Annotated in this window: 18 protein-coding genes; 1 reads left to right on the top strand and 17 read right to left on the bottom strand. The window is 63.8% G+C overall.

The features are described from left to right. Positions 1-20: 20 nt before the first annotated feature. Entirely contained in the window at positions 21-1,430 is a 1,410-nt protein-coding gene (locus AB8A38_RS12110; protein ID WP_439062480.1) for an ABC transporter substrate-binding protein, read from the bottom strand. A gap of 458 nt (positions 1,431-1,888) precedes the next feature. Between AB8A38_RS12110 and AB8A38_RS12105 the strand changes: the two genes are divergently transcribed. Then, complete coding sequence (locus tag AB8A38_RS12105; protein WP_439062723.1) at positions 1,889-2,611, top strand: Crp/Fnr family transcriptional regulator; 723 nt, start codon at positions 1,889-1,891, stop codon at positions 2,609-2,611. Here AB8A38_RS12105 and AB8A38_RS12100 read toward each other — a convergent pair. The 16 genes from AB8A38_RS12100 to AB8A38_RS12025 all read right to left on the bottom strand — a co-directional run bounded on the left by AB8A38_RS12100 (position 2,608) and on the right by AB8A38_RS12025 (position 18,853). After that, entirely contained in the window at positions 2,608-3,561 is a 954-nt protein-coding gene (locus AB8A38_RS12100) for a HEAT repeat domain-containing protein (RefSeq protein ID WP_439062481.1), read from the bottom strand. The genes AB8A38_RS12105 and AB8A38_RS12100 overlap by 4 nt on opposite strands. Position 3,562: 1 nt before the next feature. Continuing rightward, on the bottom strand, positions 3,563-3,796 hold the full coding sequence (locus AB8A38_RS12095; RefSeq protein WP_184517127.1) for a 4Fe-4S dicluster domain-containing protein: 234 nt from the start codon (positions 3,794-3,796) through the stop codon (positions 3,563-3,565). Between the two features lie 12 nt (positions 3,797-3,808). Next, the gene (locus AB8A38_RS12090; protein ID WP_439062482.1) at positions 3,809-5,545 is read right to left on the bottom strand and encodes a fumarate reductase/succinate dehydrogenase flavoprotein subunit; all 1,737 of its coding nucleotides are present in this window, start codon (positions 5,543-5,545) and stop codon (positions 3,809-3,811) included. A gap of 10 nt (positions 5,546-5,555) precedes the next feature. Continuing rightward, positions 5,556-5,846: a gamma-butyrobetaine hydroxylase-like domain-containing protein gene (locus tag AB8A38_RS12085; protein WP_439062483.1), complete on the bottom strand. Its 291-nt coding sequence runs from the start codon at positions 5,844-5,846 to the stop codon at positions 5,556-5,558. An 86-nt stretch (positions 5,847-5,932) separates the two neighbouring features. After that, entirely contained in the window at positions 5,933-6,757 is an 825-nt protein-coding gene (locus AB8A38_RS12080) for an ABC transporter permease (protein ID WP_439062484.1), read from the bottom strand. Between the two features lie 3 nt (positions 6,758-6,760). Next, on the bottom strand, positions 6,761-7,558 hold the full coding sequence (locus AB8A38_RS12075; protein WP_439062485.1) for an ABC transporter ATP-binding protein: 798 nt from the start codon (positions 7,556-7,558) through the stop codon (positions 6,761-6,763). A 24-nt stretch (positions 7,559-7,582) separates the two neighbouring features. Further along, positions 7,583-8,566, bottom strand: a complete 984-nt coding sequence (locus AB8A38_RS12070) for an ABC transporter substrate-binding protein (protein WP_439062486.1) — start codon at positions 8,564-8,566, stop codon at positions 7,583-7,585. A gap of 1 nt (position 8,567) precedes the next feature. Next, positions 8,568-9,989 (bottom strand): allophanate hydrolase, encoded by a 1,422-nt coding sequence (gene atzF / locus AB8A38_RS12065; protein WP_439086152.1) that lies wholly within the window; start codon positions 9,987-9,989, stop codon positions 8,568-8,570. After that, positions 9,986-11,425, bottom strand: a complete 1,440-nt coding sequence (locus AB8A38_RS12060) for an amidase (RefSeq protein ID WP_439086151.1) — start codon at positions 11,423-11,425, stop codon at positions 9,986-9,988. The genes atzF and AB8A38_RS12060 overlap by 4 nt, the downstream gene beginning before the upstream one ends. 353 nt (positions 11,426-11,778) lie before the next feature. Continuing rightward, positions 11,779-12,795, bottom strand: coding sequence for a pyridoxal phosphate-dependent aminotransferase (locus AB8A38_RS12055; protein ID WP_439062489.1), 1,017 nt, complete (start codon positions 12,793-12,795; stop codon positions 11,779-11,781). 28 nt (positions 12,796-12,823) lie between these two features. Next, positions 12,824-14,497 carry an amidohydrolase gene (locus AB8A38_RS12050; RefSeq protein ID WP_439086150.1) on the bottom strand — a complete coding sequence of 558 codons (1,674 nt, stop codon included), beginning with the start codon at positions 14,495-14,497 and terminating at the stop codon, positions 12,824-12,826. After that, a complete protein-coding gene (locus AB8A38_RS12045; RefSeq protein WP_439062491.1) occupies positions 14,494-15,354 on the bottom strand; it encodes an ABC transporter permease in 861 nt (286 codons plus the stop codon). The genes AB8A38_RS12050 and AB8A38_RS12045 overlap by 4 nt, the downstream gene beginning before the upstream one ends. Then, positions 15,351-16,130: an ABC transporter ATP-binding protein gene (locus AB8A38_RS12040; RefSeq protein ID WP_439062492.1), complete on the bottom strand. Its 780-nt coding sequence runs from the start codon at positions 16,128-16,130 to the stop codon at positions 15,351-15,353. The genes AB8A38_RS12045 and AB8A38_RS12040 overlap by 4 nt, the downstream gene beginning before the upstream one ends. After that, a complete protein-coding gene (locus AB8A38_RS12035) occupies positions 16,127-17,170 on the bottom strand; it encodes an ABC transporter substrate-binding protein (protein WP_439062493.1) in 1,044 nt (347 codons plus the stop codon). The genes AB8A38_RS12040 and AB8A38_RS12035 overlap by 4 nt, the downstream gene beginning before the upstream one ends. Before the next feature lie 300 nt (positions 17,171-17,470). After that, positions 17,471-17,743 (bottom strand): hypothetical protein, encoded by a 273-nt coding sequence (locus AB8A38_RS12030; protein WP_439062494.1) that lies wholly within the window; start codon positions 17,741-17,743, stop codon positions 17,471-17,473. A gap of 45 nt (positions 17,744-17,788) precedes the next feature. Then, positions 17,789-18,853, bottom strand: coding sequence for an ABC transporter substrate-binding protein (locus AB8A38_RS12025; protein ID WP_439062495.1), 1,065 nt, complete (start codon positions 18,851-18,853; stop codon positions 17,789-17,791). Between the last annotated feature and the right edge of the window lie 15 nt (positions 18,854-18,868).

Below are 18,868 nucleotides of genomic sequence, written 5' to 3'. Positions count from 1 at the left end.
TGATCCCGTCGCCGTCGCCATCAGCGGCTCACCACCACGGCTTCACGCGCGCCGGCGAAATCGACCACCTGGCCGCCCTTGGCCGCGGCCCATTTTTCGGCGGTGCCGCGCGACAGGAAGGCGCCGAGTTCGCCATTGGCCGCGCGCACGAACCAGGCCTGCTGCGCGAACAGCTTGATGCCGCTTTCGCGATCCTGCGCGTAGACGACCCGCGCGCTCTTGCCGTCCTTTTCCAGTGCCGCCAGAGCCTTCAGGGCGTTCTCGGGCGATGTATAGTGCCGCACCAACGGCTCGTCCTTGACCCAGATCTGCGCGACCCGGCTGACATCGGTGATCTCGGCACCGGTCAGGGCGTCCTTCGCCTTCAGCGCGAGCTGAGCGTAATCCTTGAGCTCCGCATCATAGTCGCGCCCGGCCTTGACGAAGGCCGCGCGGATATATTTGTCGGTGACGAACTTGTCGATATCGAGATCGCCATCGGCGCGCTTGAGCAGCTTCAGCGTATCGATGGAGGTCTGCACCGCCTGGCGATATTCAGGCTTCCAGGTCAGGCCGCGCGTCTGCAGCCCGAGCGGGCCGTGGAACAGATAGTTCACCTCGGCCTCGATGCCGGTTACCTTGGCGATCAGTTCGCTGTATTTCTCCGGCTCGGCGGCGAACAGGCGGTCCGCCTCGATGCTCGCGCTCAGATAGGCCTGCACGATCTCCGGATATTTGTCCGCATATTCGCTATCGACCAGCGCGCCATGGAAGGTCGGCGCATCCGCCTGCGAGCCATCGAAGATCTTGCGGGCAAAGCCGCGCCACGGGAATAATTCGGCGAACGGAACGAAGTCGGCATGGGCCTCGATCTTATTTGTCTGCAGCGCGGGGCCGGCGACTTCCGGCGCCTGGGTGATGATGTTGACGTCGGTCTCGGGATTCCAGCCCTGCGCCTTGATCGCCCGTAGCAGCATGCCGTGCGACGTCGACGCAAATGGCACCGAGATGGTCTTGCCCTTCAGGTCGGCGATCGATTGCGCGGGCGAACTCGTCGGAACGACAATGCCATTGCCGCTCCCTTTGGTACTGCCGGATAGCGTGATGATGAAGAGGCTGCGGCGGCCGGCTTTCTGGAACGCGACGCCGTTAAGCGAACCCGGGAAATCCGCCATCGCGCCGAAATCGAGCTTGCCGGCCACCATCTCGTTGGTGAGCGGAGCCCCGCTGGTGAAGTTCTTCCACTGGATGTCGTAGGTGACGTCCTTGTACTTGCCGTCCCGGGGCAGATATTTCTCGAGCAGCTTGAGTTCGCGGACGATCAGCCCGCCGGTGGCGCAATTGATCGTCGTATCCTGCGTGCCGAGTGCGACGCGGATGGTCTCGGCGCTCGAGGTTCCTGCCCACGTCATCGCAAAGGCCGCAATAATCCCCAATCCAAATCGTTTCATGGCATGTCCCCTGGTTATCCGAGTGATCGGATACGCTCCGCCCGGATGTTGAACCGGCGCACGATGCCGCTGAAGCAATTAGTTGCGATGCGCGCCGGCGTCGCAGGCGAGCGAACATGACGCGGCGTTGCGCCTGCGAGGGGCGCCGAAAATTATCTTGCAGGAGTTCGATGCATTACAGATGAATTCCCTCGTGCTTCGTCGATCCGCGCATCAGGCGTTTCAAGTCGATCTGGAGATGCTCAAAAGAGTGGACTTCCTCTGCGCCGCACCATTAGCCTCGCTTCAAGACCTTCAGCACAAGTGAAAATGCGATGGCCAGCCTGAAAACGCTTTCGGACTCTCGTGAGGCGTATCTTCCCGCAACCGCCGTGACCTTGCGTGGCGGGCACGCATGCCGGACATCACCGTCATCCACGGGCGTTGCATCCGGTCGCTCGATCGTAACCGCGCCGGCTATGCGGCAGAGCGATCTTTCGGCGCTGTTCATGAGCGAGACGATCGACGACCTGAACGATGGCGCCCATTTTCTCGACCGCCTCACAGTGGAGGAGCGCGCGCAGATCCGCGAGAGCGGACGCCAATTCACGATGCGGCAAGGCGAGGCGATCTTCAGCCAGGGCGCGCATCATCAGGGAATTTTTATCATCGAGCGCGGCCAGGTCCGGGTGTTCTACACCGCGCCGACCGGACGCGAGATCACCCTGGCTTATTGGACGCCCGGCCACTTCATCGGTGGTCCGGCGATTTCCGGCGGCGGCACCCATATGTGGTCCGGCGTCGCCATCGAGGATTGCGATATCACGCATCTCTCCAGCGCGACATTGCAGGCGCTGCTGCTGCGCATGCCCACTTTCGCGCTGGCGCTAATCGACGGGCTGGTTGCCAAGGGAAAATGCTATTCGTCGATGGCGCAGATGCTGGGCACGCGGTCGGTGATCGAGCGCCTCGCGCAATACATTCTGAACCTCTCGGAGCTCTATGGCGTGGCCGACGGCGACGCGGTCGTCATCAACCGCAAGGTGACGCACGACCAGATCGCGGCGATGGTGGGCTCGACCCGGCAGTGGGTCACGATGATGCTGAAGCGGTTCCACGCCAAGCGCATCGTCTCCATCGATGGCGGCGTTATCCGCATCCACCGCCTCGACCAGCTCGAACAGATACTGCTGAAGGATTAGCGCTCAAGCAGTCGGCCGAGCGCCCAGGCGACGGTCTTGCGCACGTCCGGATCGATATCGGCGGCATGCGCAGCGAGCGGTGCCTGTGCGCTGATATCGCCGATGTCGCCCAGGGCCGCAGCTGCCTCTTTGCGCAACGAGGGTAGGGGATCATCCAGAATGCCGAGAATGGCTGGGACGGCATCCCGCGCCTTCAGCTTGCCGAGGCATTGCAGCGCCTTCTGGCGCACCTGCCAGAACGTGTCACCGAGCGCGCCTCTCACGGCTGCGGCAGCCGAAGTCTCGCCGATCCGGCCGAGCGTTTCGGCCGCGGCGGCGCGTACCTGCCAGGCGTCGTCGGCCAGCGCGCCCGAAGCCGCCTGCGCAGCAACCGCATTGCGGGCAAAGGACAGCGCGTTGACCGCAGCGAGCCGCACCTGCGCATCGGCATCGCGCGCCGCACTGATCAGCGACGGCAGGGTCTCGTTGCTCTTGAGATAGCCGATCACGCCCACCGCTTGCACGCGCACGGCGGGATCGACATCCTGCAGTGCCAAGATGGCCGGGCCAAGGGCGATCGCACTCCGCAGCTCCTTCAGTGCTCTAAATATGGCTTCGCGAACAAAGGCCGACTGGTGCGACACCAGCGGCAGCAGGGCTGCATCGGCCGCAGCATCGCGCAGTTCGGCGAGGCTCTCTGCGGCAGCCGACGCGACGTCACGGTCGGCATCCGTCACGCCGCGCACCAGCGCCTGCGCGACCGAAAGCCCATCAAACTCGCCAAGCGCGCGCGCGGCCTGCAGCCTGACCTCGGGTGCCGTGTCGCTGATGGCCGTGACCAGATGCGGCACGGCCTCGTCACTCGCCGTCTCGGCGATCTCGATCACCGTGAGGCGGCGTACCGAGGCATCAGGACTCTGCAGATTTTCTGCGATCTCGGCGACGTCAATGAAGGATTCGAATGCAGACATGTCAGCGCAGCAGATAGGGGATGTTGACGGTCACCGCCCCGGTGGGGCAATCGGTCTCGCATGGCATGCAGTACCAGCACTCGTCATACTTCATATAGGCCTTACCGGTGAGGTCGCTGATCCGCAGCACGTCCAGCGGACAGACATCGACGCAGACCGTGCAGCCCTTGTCGGCGATGCATTTGGCATCGTCCACGACGACGGGCACGGTGGTGGGTGCATAGGCAATGGGCATGGATGCTCCGTCTCAGGCGTGCTGGCGTATGCGCTGGCGATCATAGGCGTCGCGTTCGCTCTCATCGATCGGGACGAGATAGGGCTCGACGGCACGCTTCTCGGCAGTCATGCGCCCGTCCCGCTTGCTGAGGATGCTGTGGCAGAACCAGTCCTCGTCGTTCTTCTCGGGATAATCGACGCGGTTGTGATAGAGGCCCCAGCGACTTTCGGTGCGGAACAAGGAGGCGTAAGCCGCCATGTCGGCGCAGTCGAGGATCGACGACACTTCCAGCGCGCGCATCAGCTCGTGCGAGTCGCGCACCACCATCTCATTGTCGAGATCGTCGCGCACTTCCGCCAAGCGCGCTTGGCCGATCTGCATCTTGGCAGTGACCTTCGGCGGCTGCAGGTAATCGTTCACGAGGCGGCGCGCCTTGTATTCGAGCTGGTTCGGCGGAATGCCGTCGTCACGCCGCGTCGGCGCCAGCACGCGTTCCTGCTCGCGCACCACATCGTCGCGGTCATAATCGGGGAAGTCGACCTCGGCAGCGAAATCCACCGCATGTTCGCCGGCTACCGCGCCATTGGTGAAGGCGCCGAGCATGTAGTTATGCGGCACGCTTGCCATGTCGCCCGCCGAATAAAGACCCGTGACGGTGGTACGGGCGAATTCGTCGACGAATACGCCGGAGGCGCTGTGGCCCGAACACAGGCCGATTTCCGAGATATGCATCTCGATCATCTTCTCGCGATAGTTCGTGCCGCGGTTCTCGTGGAACCGGCCGCGCGACGGCCGCTCGACCTTGTGCAGCACCGCCTCGATCTGGCCGACGGTGTCGCTGTGCAGGTGGTTGAGCTTGAGGAATACCGGCCCCTTGCCCGACTGCAGTTCGTTGTAGAACTCCTGCATCATCTGGCCGGACCAGTAATCGCATTCGATGAAGCGGTTGCCCTCGCTGTTCGCCGTATAGGCGCCGAACGGACCGGCCACATAGGCGCAGGCCGGGCCGTTGTAGTCCTTGATCAGCGGGTTGATCTGGTAGCATTCGATATTCGCGAGCCCTGCGCCGGCATGATAGGCCATCGCATAGCCGTCGCCCGAATTGGTCGCATTCTCGTAGGTGCCCCAGAGATAGCCGGACTGCGGCAGGCCGAGACGGCCGGCGGCACCGGTGCAGAGGATCACGGTCTTGGCGCGTAGCACCAGGAATTCCGCGCTGCGAGTATTGACGGCGATGACGCCGGCGATGCGGCCGTCCTTCGCCGTCAACAGCCGCGTCGCCATGTAGCGGTTCGAGATCAGCACCTTTTCGCGGCGCAGTTGACGATACAGCGCCTTCTTGACCGTCTCGCCATTCGGCATCGGCAGCACATAGGAGCCGAGATGGTGAACCTTCTTGACGTCGAAATCGCCATTCTCAGTCTTCTGGAACTTGATGCCGAAACTGTCCAATTCCTGGATGACGTCGAAGCAACGCGACGCATATTTGTAGACGGGCGCCTGATCGCAGATGCCGTCATTGGCGATGGTGATTTCCTTGGTGTACTGCTCCGGCGTCGCAAAGCCCGGCACTACGGCATTATTGAGCCCGTCCATTCCCATGGCGATAGCGCCTGACCGCTTCACGTTGGCCTTTTCGAGCAATACCACGCGCGCCTTGGGATTGCGGCGCTTGGCCTTGTAGGCAGCCATCGGACCGGCGGTGCCGCCGCCGATCACCAGCACGTCGCATTCGATTTCTGACAGGCCTTGCTTGATCTCATCCATAGCCTGTTCCTTACGCTGCGTGGCCGGCGAGTTCGCGCAGATACACCCACGGATAGATGCCGCGATCGTGCCCGTCGGAGAAGAATAGCCGCAGCGCATAGTTGCCGATCGGCTCGACACTCTGCATGCGAAACGCCGGCGGCAGTATCAGCTCCACGCCCTCGGCCTGGCGCCGGATCTCGCTCGCCGCCCGGCTGGCCTGGCGCAGGGTTACCGCATCCAGCCGACTGGTTTCGCCGTCGTCCCAGGTGACGGCGAGAACGGTGTAGTCTTCGATCAATGCGACTTCGGTCGGTTGCATGTGCAATCTCCAGCTTTGCATCGATCTGTAACCGTCGGTCGCCGACACGGCTTGCAATAAATTGCTTTCCGCGCGGTGTGCCCAAATCAGGCGGCTGGTTCCGCCAGCTTGCGCTCTTTCCTGTTCCCGGCCGCTCCGCGCAGCGACTTCTCAGCGCCATACCAGGGCAGCAGGCGGCGTACGGCGCCTTCGAACAGAAAATCGGCAACCACACCCATGATGCCGAGCACGATCAGGCCGACGAACATGTAGTCGACGCGAAACACCTGCTGCGACATCTGGATGAGATAGCCGACGCCGAATGCAGCGCCCGCGAGTTCGGAGGCGACCAGCAGCACCAGCGCGACCGACAGACTGACGCGCAGGCCGGCAATGATGAATGGTAGGGCGCCGGGAATGACGACAAAGGCGAATTTGCGCCAGCCCCGCGCTCCGAGGCTCGCCGCGGCGCGGCCGAGCAGCGGATTGGTGTCGCGCACCCCGAGATAGGTATTGACCCAGACAGGGAAGAACACACCCCAGGCGATCAGGAACACCTTGGACAGTTCGCCGATGCCAAACCAGAAGATCGCGAGCGGCACGAAGGCCAGTGCGGGAATGGCGCGAAACATCTGCACGAGAGGGTTGAGGGTTGCGTTCAGCAGCGGCAGTTGCGCCATCGCGACGCCGACTGCAATAGCGAGGACCGAGCCGACAACGAAACCGAGCAGCGAGCGCCACAGGCTGGCGCCGAGATGGCGTAGCAATTCGCCGGATGCCAGCAGCTCCCAGCCCGATAGCACGATGGCGGTTGGTGCGGGCAGCATGATGTTGTTGACGAGGCCGCTGCGGCTGATCGCCTCCCAGATCGCGAAGAAGCCGACGGTGCCGAACGCGCCTGCAACTGTGTTTCGCTTCAGCTTGAATGCCATCGCCTATTCTGCCGTGTCGAGACCGATGGCGCGGGCCACATGGTCGTAGAGTTCGTTGAAGGCCGGCGTGGTGCGCCGCCGCGGCCGTTCGAGATCGATCACGATATCCTCGACCACGCGGCCGGGATTCGGTGACATCACGATCAGCCTAGTGCCAAGCACCAGCGCTTCGGCGATATTGTGCGTGACGAACAGGATCGTCTGCGCGCTCTGCTGCTGCAGGTCGATCAGCCTTGTCTGCAGTGAAGCCCTGGTCATGGCATCCAGCGCGGCAAACGGCTCGTCCATCAGCAGCAGTGCCGGCTGCGTCGCCAGCGCGCGGGCGATCGCTACCCGCTGCTTCATGCCGCCGGACAGTTCGAACGGATATTTGTCGCCAGCCTCCGGCAGTCCGACCTGGCGGAGCAGATCGCTGGCGACGGCCTCGCGCTCCGCGGCCGGGCGCCCGGCCATGCGCAGGCCGAAACCCACATTGGCCTTCGCGGTCAACCATGGAAACAGCGAGTAGTCCTGGAACACGACGCCGCGTTCGGGGCTCGGCCCGGCGATCGCATGGTCGTTGATCAGCACCTCGCCATGCGACGGTTGCACGAAGCCGGCGAGGATATTGAGCAGCGTGGTCTTGCCGCAACCGCTCGGGCCGAGGACGCAGACGAATTCGCCGGGCTGGATGGTCAACGACACCTGGTCAAGCGCGACCGTGCGGCCGCGCCCGGAGTCATAGACATGTCCGAGCTCGTGACAGGCGATGAGCGGCCGCTGGACCGCGGATGCCGTGGAAACGTCCACTCTCACATTCATGCGACGACTCCGGTGACGCCGTTTCTATTTCTCGCGCGCCTTGTCGAGCAGCGAGCCGACTACGACGGTGTTAAAGTCCGGCACCTTGACGTCCGGCCGCACCAGCTTGTTGTCGATCGCCCATTTCGCCTGCGTCTGCAGTTCGGCGACGAGATCCGCGCGTTCGAGATCGATATTGAAGCGGGTGCGCGGCAGGAAGTTGCGGACGATCTCCGGATCGACCTTGATGCGCTCGGCGATCAGCGCTGCTGCGGCATTCGGATCCTTCTTGATGAGGTCGTTGGCATCGATCAGCGACTTCAGCACCTTCACGAGCAGGTCGGGATTCTTGTCGATGGTCGATTGCAGCGCGATCACGGTAGAAAATCCGACATAGAGTCCGGGCGAGCGGATCGCATGGAACTTGTCGCCGCCCTGCTTGAGCGCGAGCGAGATATGCGGCTCGGTCCAGATGAATGCATCGACCGCGCCATTCGACAGGCTGGTCACGAAGTCGCCGGGGTTGAGGCTGACGGCGGTGACGTCTGCGAAGGTCAGATTGGCTTCCTTCAGCAGCTTCGACAGGTAGTAGTGCGCGTTGGTGCCTTGCGAATAGCCGATCTTGCGGCCCTTGATATCCTTGATCGTCTTGATGTCCTTGACGGCGACAAGGTCGAAGGATTCCTGACGATTCAGCGTGGCGATGATGCGCACCGGCAGGCCGTTGAGATTCGCGAACAGCACCGGCGTTTCGGCTGCGGTCGCCACCACCACGCCGCCGCCGACCAGAGCGTCGAGTGCGAGGCGGCCGCTGGCGAAGATCGTGGTCTTGGGCGTGAGGCCCTGCTTGTCCCAGGTCTTGGCCTGATCGGCGACGAAGAACTGGCCCCAACCCATGGAGAGGCCGGCGCCGATCGTCACATCCTCCGCGCGCGCCGTCGCAGCCGAGGCAACGAATGCCGCGCCCAGCACCAACGCGGTGCGGGCCAATCGCCTGGCATGGCTGAAAAACCGTTCTGAATTCGTCACGTCACAAGCTCCTTGTTGAGAATGGGGGCGCGATGCCAAGACCGCGCGTACCGAGCGGCAGTCCGGAATGCTGATGAAACCGGCCGGCCAGCCGTGCGAGGCTGCGGTCGGACAGAGCTGGGCCGATCAGCGTCACGCCTTGCGGCAGGCCGTTCGGCAGAAAACCCGAGGGCACGGCGACTGCGGCGAGATCGGCCAGATTGACGAATGTGGTGTAGGTGCCGATACGGGCATTGAGGGTGATGGGATCGGCCGCGATCTCGCCGATCCTGTAGGTGGTGGGCGTCGTCGGCACGAAGAGAACGTCGATGTCGCGCCAACCGGCGTCGATTTTCTGCTTCAGTTCGGCGAGACGCTGCTGACCGGCAAAGACCTGCGCGCCCGTGATCCGCGCACCGCCCAGCAGGATGTCGCGAGTGACTGGCAGCACGGCATCGATGTCGCGATCAAGGAACGGCTTCAGCGCGCCGTAGCGATCGGCCAGCCACGGGCCGAGGAACAACATGTCGTTGATTTCGCGAAACGGCGCGAAGTCGATCTCGACGCGCATGCCGCCGATCGCCGTGAGGCGCGCGACGGCGGCATCGAACAGTGCGGCCGCCGCCGTGTCGCCGAAGAACTCTAGCCAGGGCGCCGCGGGCACGCCGAAGCGGAACGACGGCCATGCGTCCGCTTCGCGTAGCGTCAGCGGCCGCGCGAACGGGTCTTCCGGATCATGGGCGCGGATGACGTCGAAGCCAGCCTGCGCGTCGGCGACGGTGAGCGCGAACACCGAGATCGTTTCGATGGAGCGACAGGCCGGCACCGTGCCGACACCGCTGATGAGGCCGCGCGTCGGCTTGAGACCGACCACGTTGGTGAGCGCGGCGGGCACGCGGCCCGAACCGCCGGTGTCGGTGCCGAGCGCCAGGCTGGCGAGGCCGGCCGCGACCGAGACGGCGGCACCCGAACTCGATCCGCCCGGAATGTAGTCGGCATCGAACGGGTTGCGTGCCACGCCATAGGGCGAGCGGACGCCCACGAGCCCGGTGGCGAATTGATCCATATTGGTCTTGCCGATCAGGATCGCCCCGGCCGCCAGCAGCCGCGCGACCGCAGGACTATGCCGGGTGGGGACATAGGAATAGTCGGGGCAGGCCGATGTCGTAGGAAGCCCGGCGACGTCGATGCAGTCCTTCACGCTGAAAGGCACGCCCCAGAGCGATGCGGCCGCGCGATCGGAGGTCGACTGTCCTTCGAGTTCACGCGCACGGGCGAAAACCGCGTCGCGTCCGACATGCCCGATCCAGACGCCATCATCCCCGCGCGCTGTGATCGTGTCGAGGATCGACTCCACGACTCGCGAAGGTGCCAGCGATCCATCCGCATAGGCGGCCGAAAGCGTCGGCAGATCGAGTTCGATTTCAGGTGCAGGGTAGCTCACGTGGGATCCTTCGGTGTTGCGAAGGGCCGCGCGATCTCGAATGCCCGCGCTGCGCGCAGGACCTTCGCATCATCAAATTTCGCACCGATCAGTTGCAGGCCGACCGGCAGACCCGCCGCGGTCAGTCCGGCCGGAATCGATGCCGCTGGCTGTTGCGTCAGATTGAACGGATAGGTGAAGGGCGAGCGAATGGGCCGCGTGGCAAGATCGGCCTGCGATGCATCGATGGCTGAAGCAGGAAATGCCGTGGACGGCGTGATCAGCAGATCCCAGGACTGATGGAAGCGACTGAAGTGCCGACCCAGCGCCTCACGCTGATCGATGGCCTTCACGTAGGACACGACGCCGATCGCGCGGCCCTGTTCGGCTGCGGCCAGTAGGCCGGCCTCGCTGAGATTGCGCCGTTCCGGGGCGAAGCTGTCCACGAGTTTCGCGGCGCCGGCCTGCCAGAAAGTCAGGAAGATTGGCAGCGGATCCTCGATGCCGGGATCGACGCGCTCGACGATGGCGCCGAGATCAGCGAATACCTTCACCGCCTTGTCGACGATGGCTGCGACTTCGGGATCGACCGTTGCGTAGCCGAGGGCGGGGCTATAAGCGATGCGCAAACCTTTGACGCCGTCCTCAAGCCCGCTCTGCCACGCCACGTCCTGCGGCGGCAATGCATTCCAGTCGCGCAGGTCGGGCCGCGCGATGACGTCGAGCAGCAGTGCGGCATCGCGCACCGAGCGGGTGAGTGGGGTGACGTGAAACAACGTGCCGTTCTGCGACGGCGGATAGACCGGCACGCGGCCGAATGTCTGCTTGAAGCCGAAGGCGCCGCTATGTGCAGCGGGAAGCCGCGTCGAGCCGCCGCCATCGGTCGCCACATGCAGCGGGCCGAAGCCGATCGCCGCCGCCGCACCCGAGCCGCCGCTGCTGCCGCCCGGTGTGTGCGCCGTATTCCAGGGATTGCGGGTAATGCCGGTCAGCGGGCTGTCGCCGAGCCCCTTCCAGCCGAATTCGGAAGTGGTGGTCTTGCCGAGCACGACGGCGCCGTGCTCGCGCAGGCGCGCGGTCGCCGGCGAATCTTCGTTCCATTCCTGGTTCGGATCGACCGCGCGGCTGCCGCGCAGCGTTGGCCAACCCTTCGCCAGGATCAGGTCCTTCAGCGCAACCGGAACACCGTCGATCAGACCTGCAGGTTCACCACGATGCCAACGTTGTTCAGATCTTTCAGCGGATGCGAGTGCAGAGTCTGCGTCAAGCAAGGCAAATGCATTGATTTTCGGCTCCAGCCGTTGAATGCGATCGAGAATTGCGCGCGTGACTTCGACAGGTGACAGTTTTCGCTGACGATAAAGCTCAACAAGTTCGACAGCGGAAAGAAATGCGACGTCTGCGCCGCTTGTTGCATCCGATACATTCGCTTGACCAGAAGCGCTCTGGATTGCCATGCCTCATCCCCTTGTGTGCTTGACAAGACAATGGGTAGGCGTCGCGACATTCGCCTTGCAGCAATTAATTGCCGAATTGAGCTGCGAGGCGATATTCGAACTGCGGCGACTGTCATGCGCAGTTTTCGAGAACAAAGATATTGCGAAAGCATTCTCTCAGAGAGCAGATCGACGCCTGCTCGCCAGATCGGCGGCGGCGAGGTGTGGGCGCGGAATGCCGCGAAAGCGGTGCATCCGCGTTATCCGGATGCTGCGTGGCGGTCGTCGCCTTCCTCCGCACGCTTTGATGCGCGCGCTGGTGGCCGTACTTCTTCTGAAATACGCCTGCCGGCGTTCGGTGCCATTGTTGGTGATCAGCGTAGGCTGTCGGCGACGACCTGGCGCGCCAATACATTGTCATCGGGCAGGCCGATCGATATCCGCAGCCAGGTCGGCAGCGCGGGATAGGATTGCTTGATCGCGATGTCCCGCGCCGCAAGGGCTGCAGTCACATCACCGTGTCGCTGGCCGGCATCGAAGAACACGAAATTGCCCTGCGCTGCAGAGAAGGAAACGCCGTTCGCGCGAAACAACGCGTGCCAACTCTCGCGCTCGGCGGCAACCGCGGTGCGCACTGCGGTGATATGTTCGCGATCGGCCAGACTTGCCTGAGCGGCGACCAGGCCGAGGCGGTTGAGGCCATGAAACGCGCCAATGCCGATCTGCCTGAGCGATCGGGCGAGCTCGGCAGGCGCCAGCACATAGCCGATGGCGAGACCGGCGAGGCCGTGGATCTTGGCGAAAGTCCTGAATACGACGACCTGATGGCCGTCACGCACGAGGCCAGCCACGGCGCGCCGTTCCGGATCTGGCGTGTAGTCGAGATAGGCTTCGTCGACGATCACCAGCGCGCGGTTCGATAGATCGCGGACGAATGCGATGAATTCCTCGGCTGGACTAACAGTGCCGCTCGGATTGTGCGGGTTGACGAGATAGACGGCGCGGGTCTGCGCATTCACCCGGCGGGCAATGGCCGGAAGGTCGTTGTTGAGCCGATCATCCAGCGGCACGGCGATGGCCTTGCCGCCGGCTGGCGCGACGGCATCGACCAGCGCCGTATAGCCCGGCTCCGAATAAATGAACTCGCCGCCGGGGCCGCCTTGCGCGGAGAGATACAGCCCTAGCACGTCGAGGATTTCGCCGAGCACGATCTGCTCCGGCGCGATACGTTCATGCGCGGCGATGGCGGTAGTGAGCTGGTCCAGCTCGGCGCTGACATAGCGGTCGAGATGGGCAAGGTTCTCTTCGATGGCACGGAGTGCGCGCGGCGAAGGGCCGAACGGGCTCTCGTTATGCGACAGGCGGATGATGGAGCGGGGTGCGTCGGTCATGGCGACGGACTATACGCGCTTTGCGGCATCAGCATACGTCATGGACGATGCGCCCGTCGACCATTGTGAGCAGACAGGAGAGATCCTTCAGCTCCGCCGGTGGCAGTGTCGTGGGGTCATCGGACAGCACCGCGAGATCCGCAGCGAAGCCGGGTTTCAGGCGGCCCTTCCAGCCTTCGTCAAAAGTGAGCGCAGCGCCGGCGGCGGTGAAGAGTTCGAGCGCCGTATGCGCATCGAGGCGCTGATCAGGCCCGATCACGCGGCCGGTGGAGCGCTCCTCGCGGGCGCAGGTGGTCCACAGCGTGAAGAACGGATCATAGGGAATATTGTCAGTGGCGATGGCCAGGGGAATACCGGCATCGAGGATGGCGCGATGAGGTACGACGCCATTTCCGCCATCGGCCTCGTTCAGATATTTGCTGCCGCCCTTCCAGAGATAATAAGTCGAGATCGTCGTCACATAGACGCCGAGCTCCTTGAGCGCGCGGATGTCCTCAGGCCGCGCACGGCCGATATGTTCGATGACCCAGCGGCGTTCAGCGATCGGATGTCGCTCGTTCACCGCCCGCAGCACGGGGACGATCTCGTGCAGCTGGTCCCCGACGATGGTGTGCAGGCGCAAGTCGAATTCGGCGGCGAGGAAACAGGCCTCGCGAAAGTCGGATGGCGTCACCGCCTGTTCGACGAAGCCAGACCAGCCAGTGTCGGGCAGATGCGCGCGGGCGCAGCAGGCGACGACGGGATCGCCGCCATAGGCGATATGGATGCCGGAGACGCGCAGCCAGCGGTCGCCGAGCCCGCTGCCGCGTGCGGTGGCGAGCCAGTCGCGCATGATGCGGCGAGCCTCGATCAGGTCGTTCCAGCTCGGACTCAGCACGAGGCCCGCGCGGATAGTGAGTTCGTTGAGTTCCCAGAGCCGGCGATAGACCGAGATGGTCTCGGCGGCGGAGCCGTGGCCTTCATAGATGCTGGTGGTGCCCTTGGCATTGTAGAGCCGCTGCGAGCGGCGGACACCTTCGAGGCGGTCGGCAAAGCCGAAGTGCGGCACCGCGGGCAGGATGTCTAATTCCACCGTCGGACGGTTGTTGTGCTCGACGATTATGCCGGTCGGTGCGCCCTGCGCATCGACTTCGATCTCCACGCCGCCGATGCGCGGGTGTGTGTCGGGTCCGATATTGTTGAGTTCGAGCCCGCGCGTATTGAGTGCCGAGTGGCCCGGCGGCTTGCCCCAGTTGCCGAACACGCCCTGGATATAAACGGGATGATTGGGCGCTGCGGCGTCGAGTTCGTGGCGGTTCGGCAGGCGTTGCTCGGCGAGGGCGGAGACGCCGTCGAAGAAGAAGGGCGGTGTGCCCGCCGGCATGGTGACGATCCATTCGCCCGGCGGCGTGTTGGCGGCGGCATTTCGGATGCGCGCGAGGATGTCTCCGACAGACCTGGCGCCGGCGAGTGAGGGGCGCAGCGTCTTCAGCCCCTCACGCTCCATATGCGCATGAGTGTCGTTGAAGCCCGGAATGATACAGGCGCCCTGCAGGTCGATCCGTTCAGCATCCGGCGCGGCGTCGCGCACGGCGTCGCGGTCGCCTACGGCTACGATCACGTTGCCGTCGATCGCGATGGCCTGCGCGGTGGGCCGTTCGCGGTCGAACGTCCAGATCTTCGCATTCTCGAAGATCCGCTGTCGCAGTGCAGGCGTTGTCATGACGCCGCGTACCAGGGGAACAGCCAGCGCGCGAGCGCGACGAAGACGCGGTCGGCGAGAAAGCCGAAGGTGCCGAGCAGCGCGAGGCCGATGAACATGATGTCGACGCGGAACAATTGGTGCCCCTGCGACATCATATAGGCCACACCGGCCGATGCGCCGGACAGTTCGGCGGCAACCAGCACGATCAATGATACGGCGATGGACTGGCGGATGCCCGACAGGATGAAGGGAAGCGCGGCCGGCAACACCACCAGCAGCAAGGTGTCGCGGCGGCTGGCGCCGAGGCAGGCGGCCGAGCGCAGATAGATGAGATTGATGTCACGCACGCCGATGAAGGTGGTGATCCAGATCGGAAAGAATGCGCCCCATGCAACCAGCACCACCTTCGACGGTTCACCGATGCCGAACCAGAGCACGCAGAGCGGCACCAGCGCGATCGTCGGAATGGCGCGAAAGCCGTGCAGCAGCGGCTCGGTGAGATATTGCAGCCAGCGAACACGCGCGGTGACGAGGCCTAGGCCGATGCCCGAAGCGAGCGCGATGACGAAGCCGAGCCCGGCGCGCTGCAGGCTGATGGCGATGTTGCGGCCGATCTCGCCCGACGTCAGCATTGGGATGAAGGCCTGCAACACGGTGCTTGGCGGCGGGAACAAGACTTCGTTGACCCAGTCCGAATAGCGCGGGATCGCTTCCCAGATGGCGATAAACAGCACGAGGCCGAGGATGTTCAAGGCCAGACGCGTGAGCTGAGCCTTCCGCCGTGCGCGGTCATTGGCGGCACGGAACTGGGCCTCGAAGGAGGGCGACGCCGGATGCGCATCGTCGGCCAGATCGATATCTGAAATCGTCGTCATGCGGCCCTTCGCGTACCATTGGTCAGTTCGCCGGAGATCGAGCCGTAGAGTTCACCGAACGCTGTCGAGCCGCGGTCGCGGGGATAGTCGGCGTCGATGATGCGCTCCGAGACGATGGTGCCGGGATGAGGCGCCATCACGACGACGCGCTGGGCGAGGACGATCGCCTCGTCGATATTGTGGGTCACGAAGACGACCGAGACGCCGGTTTCTTTCCACAGCTGCAGCAGATCGTCCTGCAGGGTCTGCCGTGTCATCGCATCGACGGCAGCGAATGGCTCGTCCATCAGCAGAACTTTCGGTTCGACCACGAGCGCACGCGCGACGGCGACGCGCTGGCGCATGCCGCCGGAAAGTTCGTGCGGATATTTGTCCGCAGCGGCGAGCAGGTCGACGCGGCCGAGCGCATCGAGCGCCAGTTGCCTGCGCGCGCCGCGCGACAGTGGCTTGGCACGCAGGCCGAATTCGACGTTCTGCCGCGCCGTCATCCAGGCGAACAGTGCATATTCCTGGAACACGACACCGCGGTCGGGGCCCGGGCCCAGAATTGGCTGCTGCTGGAATGCGACGCTACCGCGGCTCGGCTGCAGGAAGCCGGCGATCAGATGCAGCAGCGTGGTCTTGCCGCAGCCCGACGGCCCGATCAGGCAGACGAACTCGCCGTCGCCGATCTGCAGCGAGACGTCGCGGAGCGCCCAGGTGGGAGCACCGTCGCGTCCCGCATAGATTTGCGAAACGCCTGAGACGTCGATCAGCGATGCAGTACCTCGGCTCACGTCAGGGTCACGCGGTCTGGCTGCGCAGCCTTGACCGGCGAATCGACGACAAGGCTGCGCAGCAGCGGACGCAACTCGCCCTTCGGGGGCTTAGCAAGTCCGGCATCGATCGCCCATTGGGCCTGGCTAACGAGATCGTCGACGAAGCGATCGTCGAAGGTGAGCTTGAAAGTGAAAGTCGAGGTTGCCTCGGTGATGTCGCCGGCTGGCGTCTTGATCCGGTCGGCGATGATCTGCGGCCAGTTCTTATCGCTGGCGATGCGAGCTTCGGCTTGCAGGAATACCTTTACCGCAGTGTTGACCAAATCCGGCTTCTCCTTAAGCACGCGCTCGGTGGTAAGCAGGAGTTGGTGGCTCTGGAAATATTTCTCTATCCCGTCGAGCGTCATTTCATCGACCTGGCCATTCGACTGCTTCTGTGCCACGCCGACGGTCTGGCTGGTCCAGGCAAAGCCATCGATATCGCCGCGCGCCAGCGCCGTCGTCATGTTATTCGGCGCGAGATCGACGACGGTGACGTCCTGCAGTTTAAGGCCGGCGAGTTCGAGATATTTGGCGAGAAAGAATTGGCCCGACGTGCCGATGCGGGTGGCAATCTTGCGACCCTTGAGGCTTGCGGGATTCTTCGGATCGATAGCGCCACCTTTGCGCACTGCAAGCTTCATGTCGCGCGAGTAGCGGCTGTAGTTGATCACGGCGACGGGACGCAGTCCGGTCAGTGCAGCGAACACCAGCGGCGTATCCGTGGAGGCTGAGAAATCGGCTGAGCCGGACAGCAGTGCCTGCATGGCGTCGCGCCCGGTCTCGAAGGATGAAGTCGTGAGGTCGACATTGGCTTTTTCCCAGAGGCCGGCAGCTTCGGCGACATAGGGGAGGGCCCAAGTGTAGCCGGTGCTGCCATAGGCGAGCACGGCCTTGCTATGCGTCTGCGCGATGGCCGGAGCGCCGAGAAGGCCGGTGGCGGCCGTAGCGCCTGCGCCGATCAGAAGATTGCGGCGGCTGAGCGAAGGAGGGTGAACGCCTCGGCGGGAAATTGTCACGTATCGGATCCTGGGTTGGTTGGCCAAATGTCGATGTCGTCGGTCGCAAATATCCGTGCTTCGGCGCGCCGCATCCGCCGGCACACCGCGAGCCGGTCCGGGCTCCTGTGCTGGATGAGCCGCGGTCGCATTGTTCGCCGCAATGGTGAGCGGACTGTGCATATGCGCAGAAGATACGTTGCGCGGTGGGCCAGCGGCAATTTCGGATATGCTGCATTTCTTGGATAAAGCTTCTGTCCGAAAGCGTGTCGGGAGAACAACGGACCTACTCTTAGGGTAGCGCGCCGGAGGCTTTTCACTTCACCGCATGCGTTGGCCGTCCGCCCATTGGCGGATCAGGGCCAGCACGCGTTGCTCGGCCTTGAGGGCGGAGCGCAGTTGCGGACGATCCGGGCGCTGTGTCCGCAGTGTTCGCCGCAGCCGGACACAGCGGTCCAGCGAGCGCAAGGTCTGCGCGCGCGCCCGCATCGCCAATGGAATGGCGTCGCAGGCGTCGAATGCCGCCCGTGTGTCCGCTTCGTCGAGATCGACGGGATCGCGCTCATAGCGTCGCTTGAGCGGAAAATCGATCATCACAATCTCCCACCCAGTACGATCCGGACAACCGGAATCGTTGCCTTATGCTTTCGGCGATCCATCGGCATGTCGCGGCGTCCAGAATTTCTCGAGCTTGAGGCTGGCAAGTGCCTCGTTGATCGGCGCCGCAAGCACCCATTCCCTCACGTCGATATCGCTGCGGATCAGCTTTTCGGACTTGGAGAAATCGACGACATCCTGGAATTGGGCCAGCAGGAATTCGTCAACGAGCGGATTGAACGCCTCCTTCAGCGACTGGCCGTGGAACTCCTCCTGCAGGGCCTCGTAGGGCGTGCCGGATTTCGACCAGATACGCAACGCCTCGTCGCGATTGGCTTCGTCGCCGATCCACGCGACCGCCTTGAGAAGGCCGGTGACGACGCGGCGCGTCGCGTCGGGATATTTCTCGCGGAATTGATCGGTGACGAGAATGCCGCCAAAGCCGGTGGCCTTCGGACCGATGTCCTTCGATGTGTAGAAGATATCGATGATGCCCTTCTCGCGCAGCGACAGCACCGAGCTCGAACCGATACTGGCATCGACACTGCCGGCGGCCAGCGCAGCGAGTTGATCGGCAGTCTTGAGATCAACGACGGTCAGGTCCTTGGCCGTCAGGCCATTTGCCTGCAGCGCGCGCAGGAACGCCCAATGCAGGATGGTGCCTTTCTGGAAGGTGACCTTGCGTCCCTTGAGATCCTTGATCGAATGGATAGGCAGTCCCTTGCGTGCGGCGCCAAAGATCGTGGTAGGACCGTAATTCAAGAGCACGCGGGTGGGCAGGCCGTTGGCGCGGCCGATCACATTCGGCAATGCGCCGTACTGAGCGAAATCGATACGTCCGTTGGCGATGCCTTCATTGACTGCCGGTCCGGTGCCCGCGAGATAGGTCCATTCCAGCTTGACCGGCGTGTCCTTGAATTCGTTGGCGATGAAGTCCTTGGCCTGGGCGACGCCGAAGGTCGCCACACCGTAGGGCTGTCCGAAGCCGGCACCGAAGGCGCCGAAGCGGATCGTCTCCGGCGTATCGGTGGCGGCGCGGGCCACTGTGCCGGCTGCCAGCAGCGCGGCGGCGCCAGCGGTGAAACTGCGTCGCGTGATCCTATCCATGATGGTTGCTCCTGG

This window comes from Tardiphaga sp. 839_C3_N1_4 (genome assembly GCF_051811045.1).
GTDB lineage: Bacteria > Pseudomonadota > Alphaproteobacteria > Rhizobiales > Xanthobacteraceae > Tardiphaga.
This window is presented reverse-complemented; position numbering and strand designations above follow the sequence as displayed.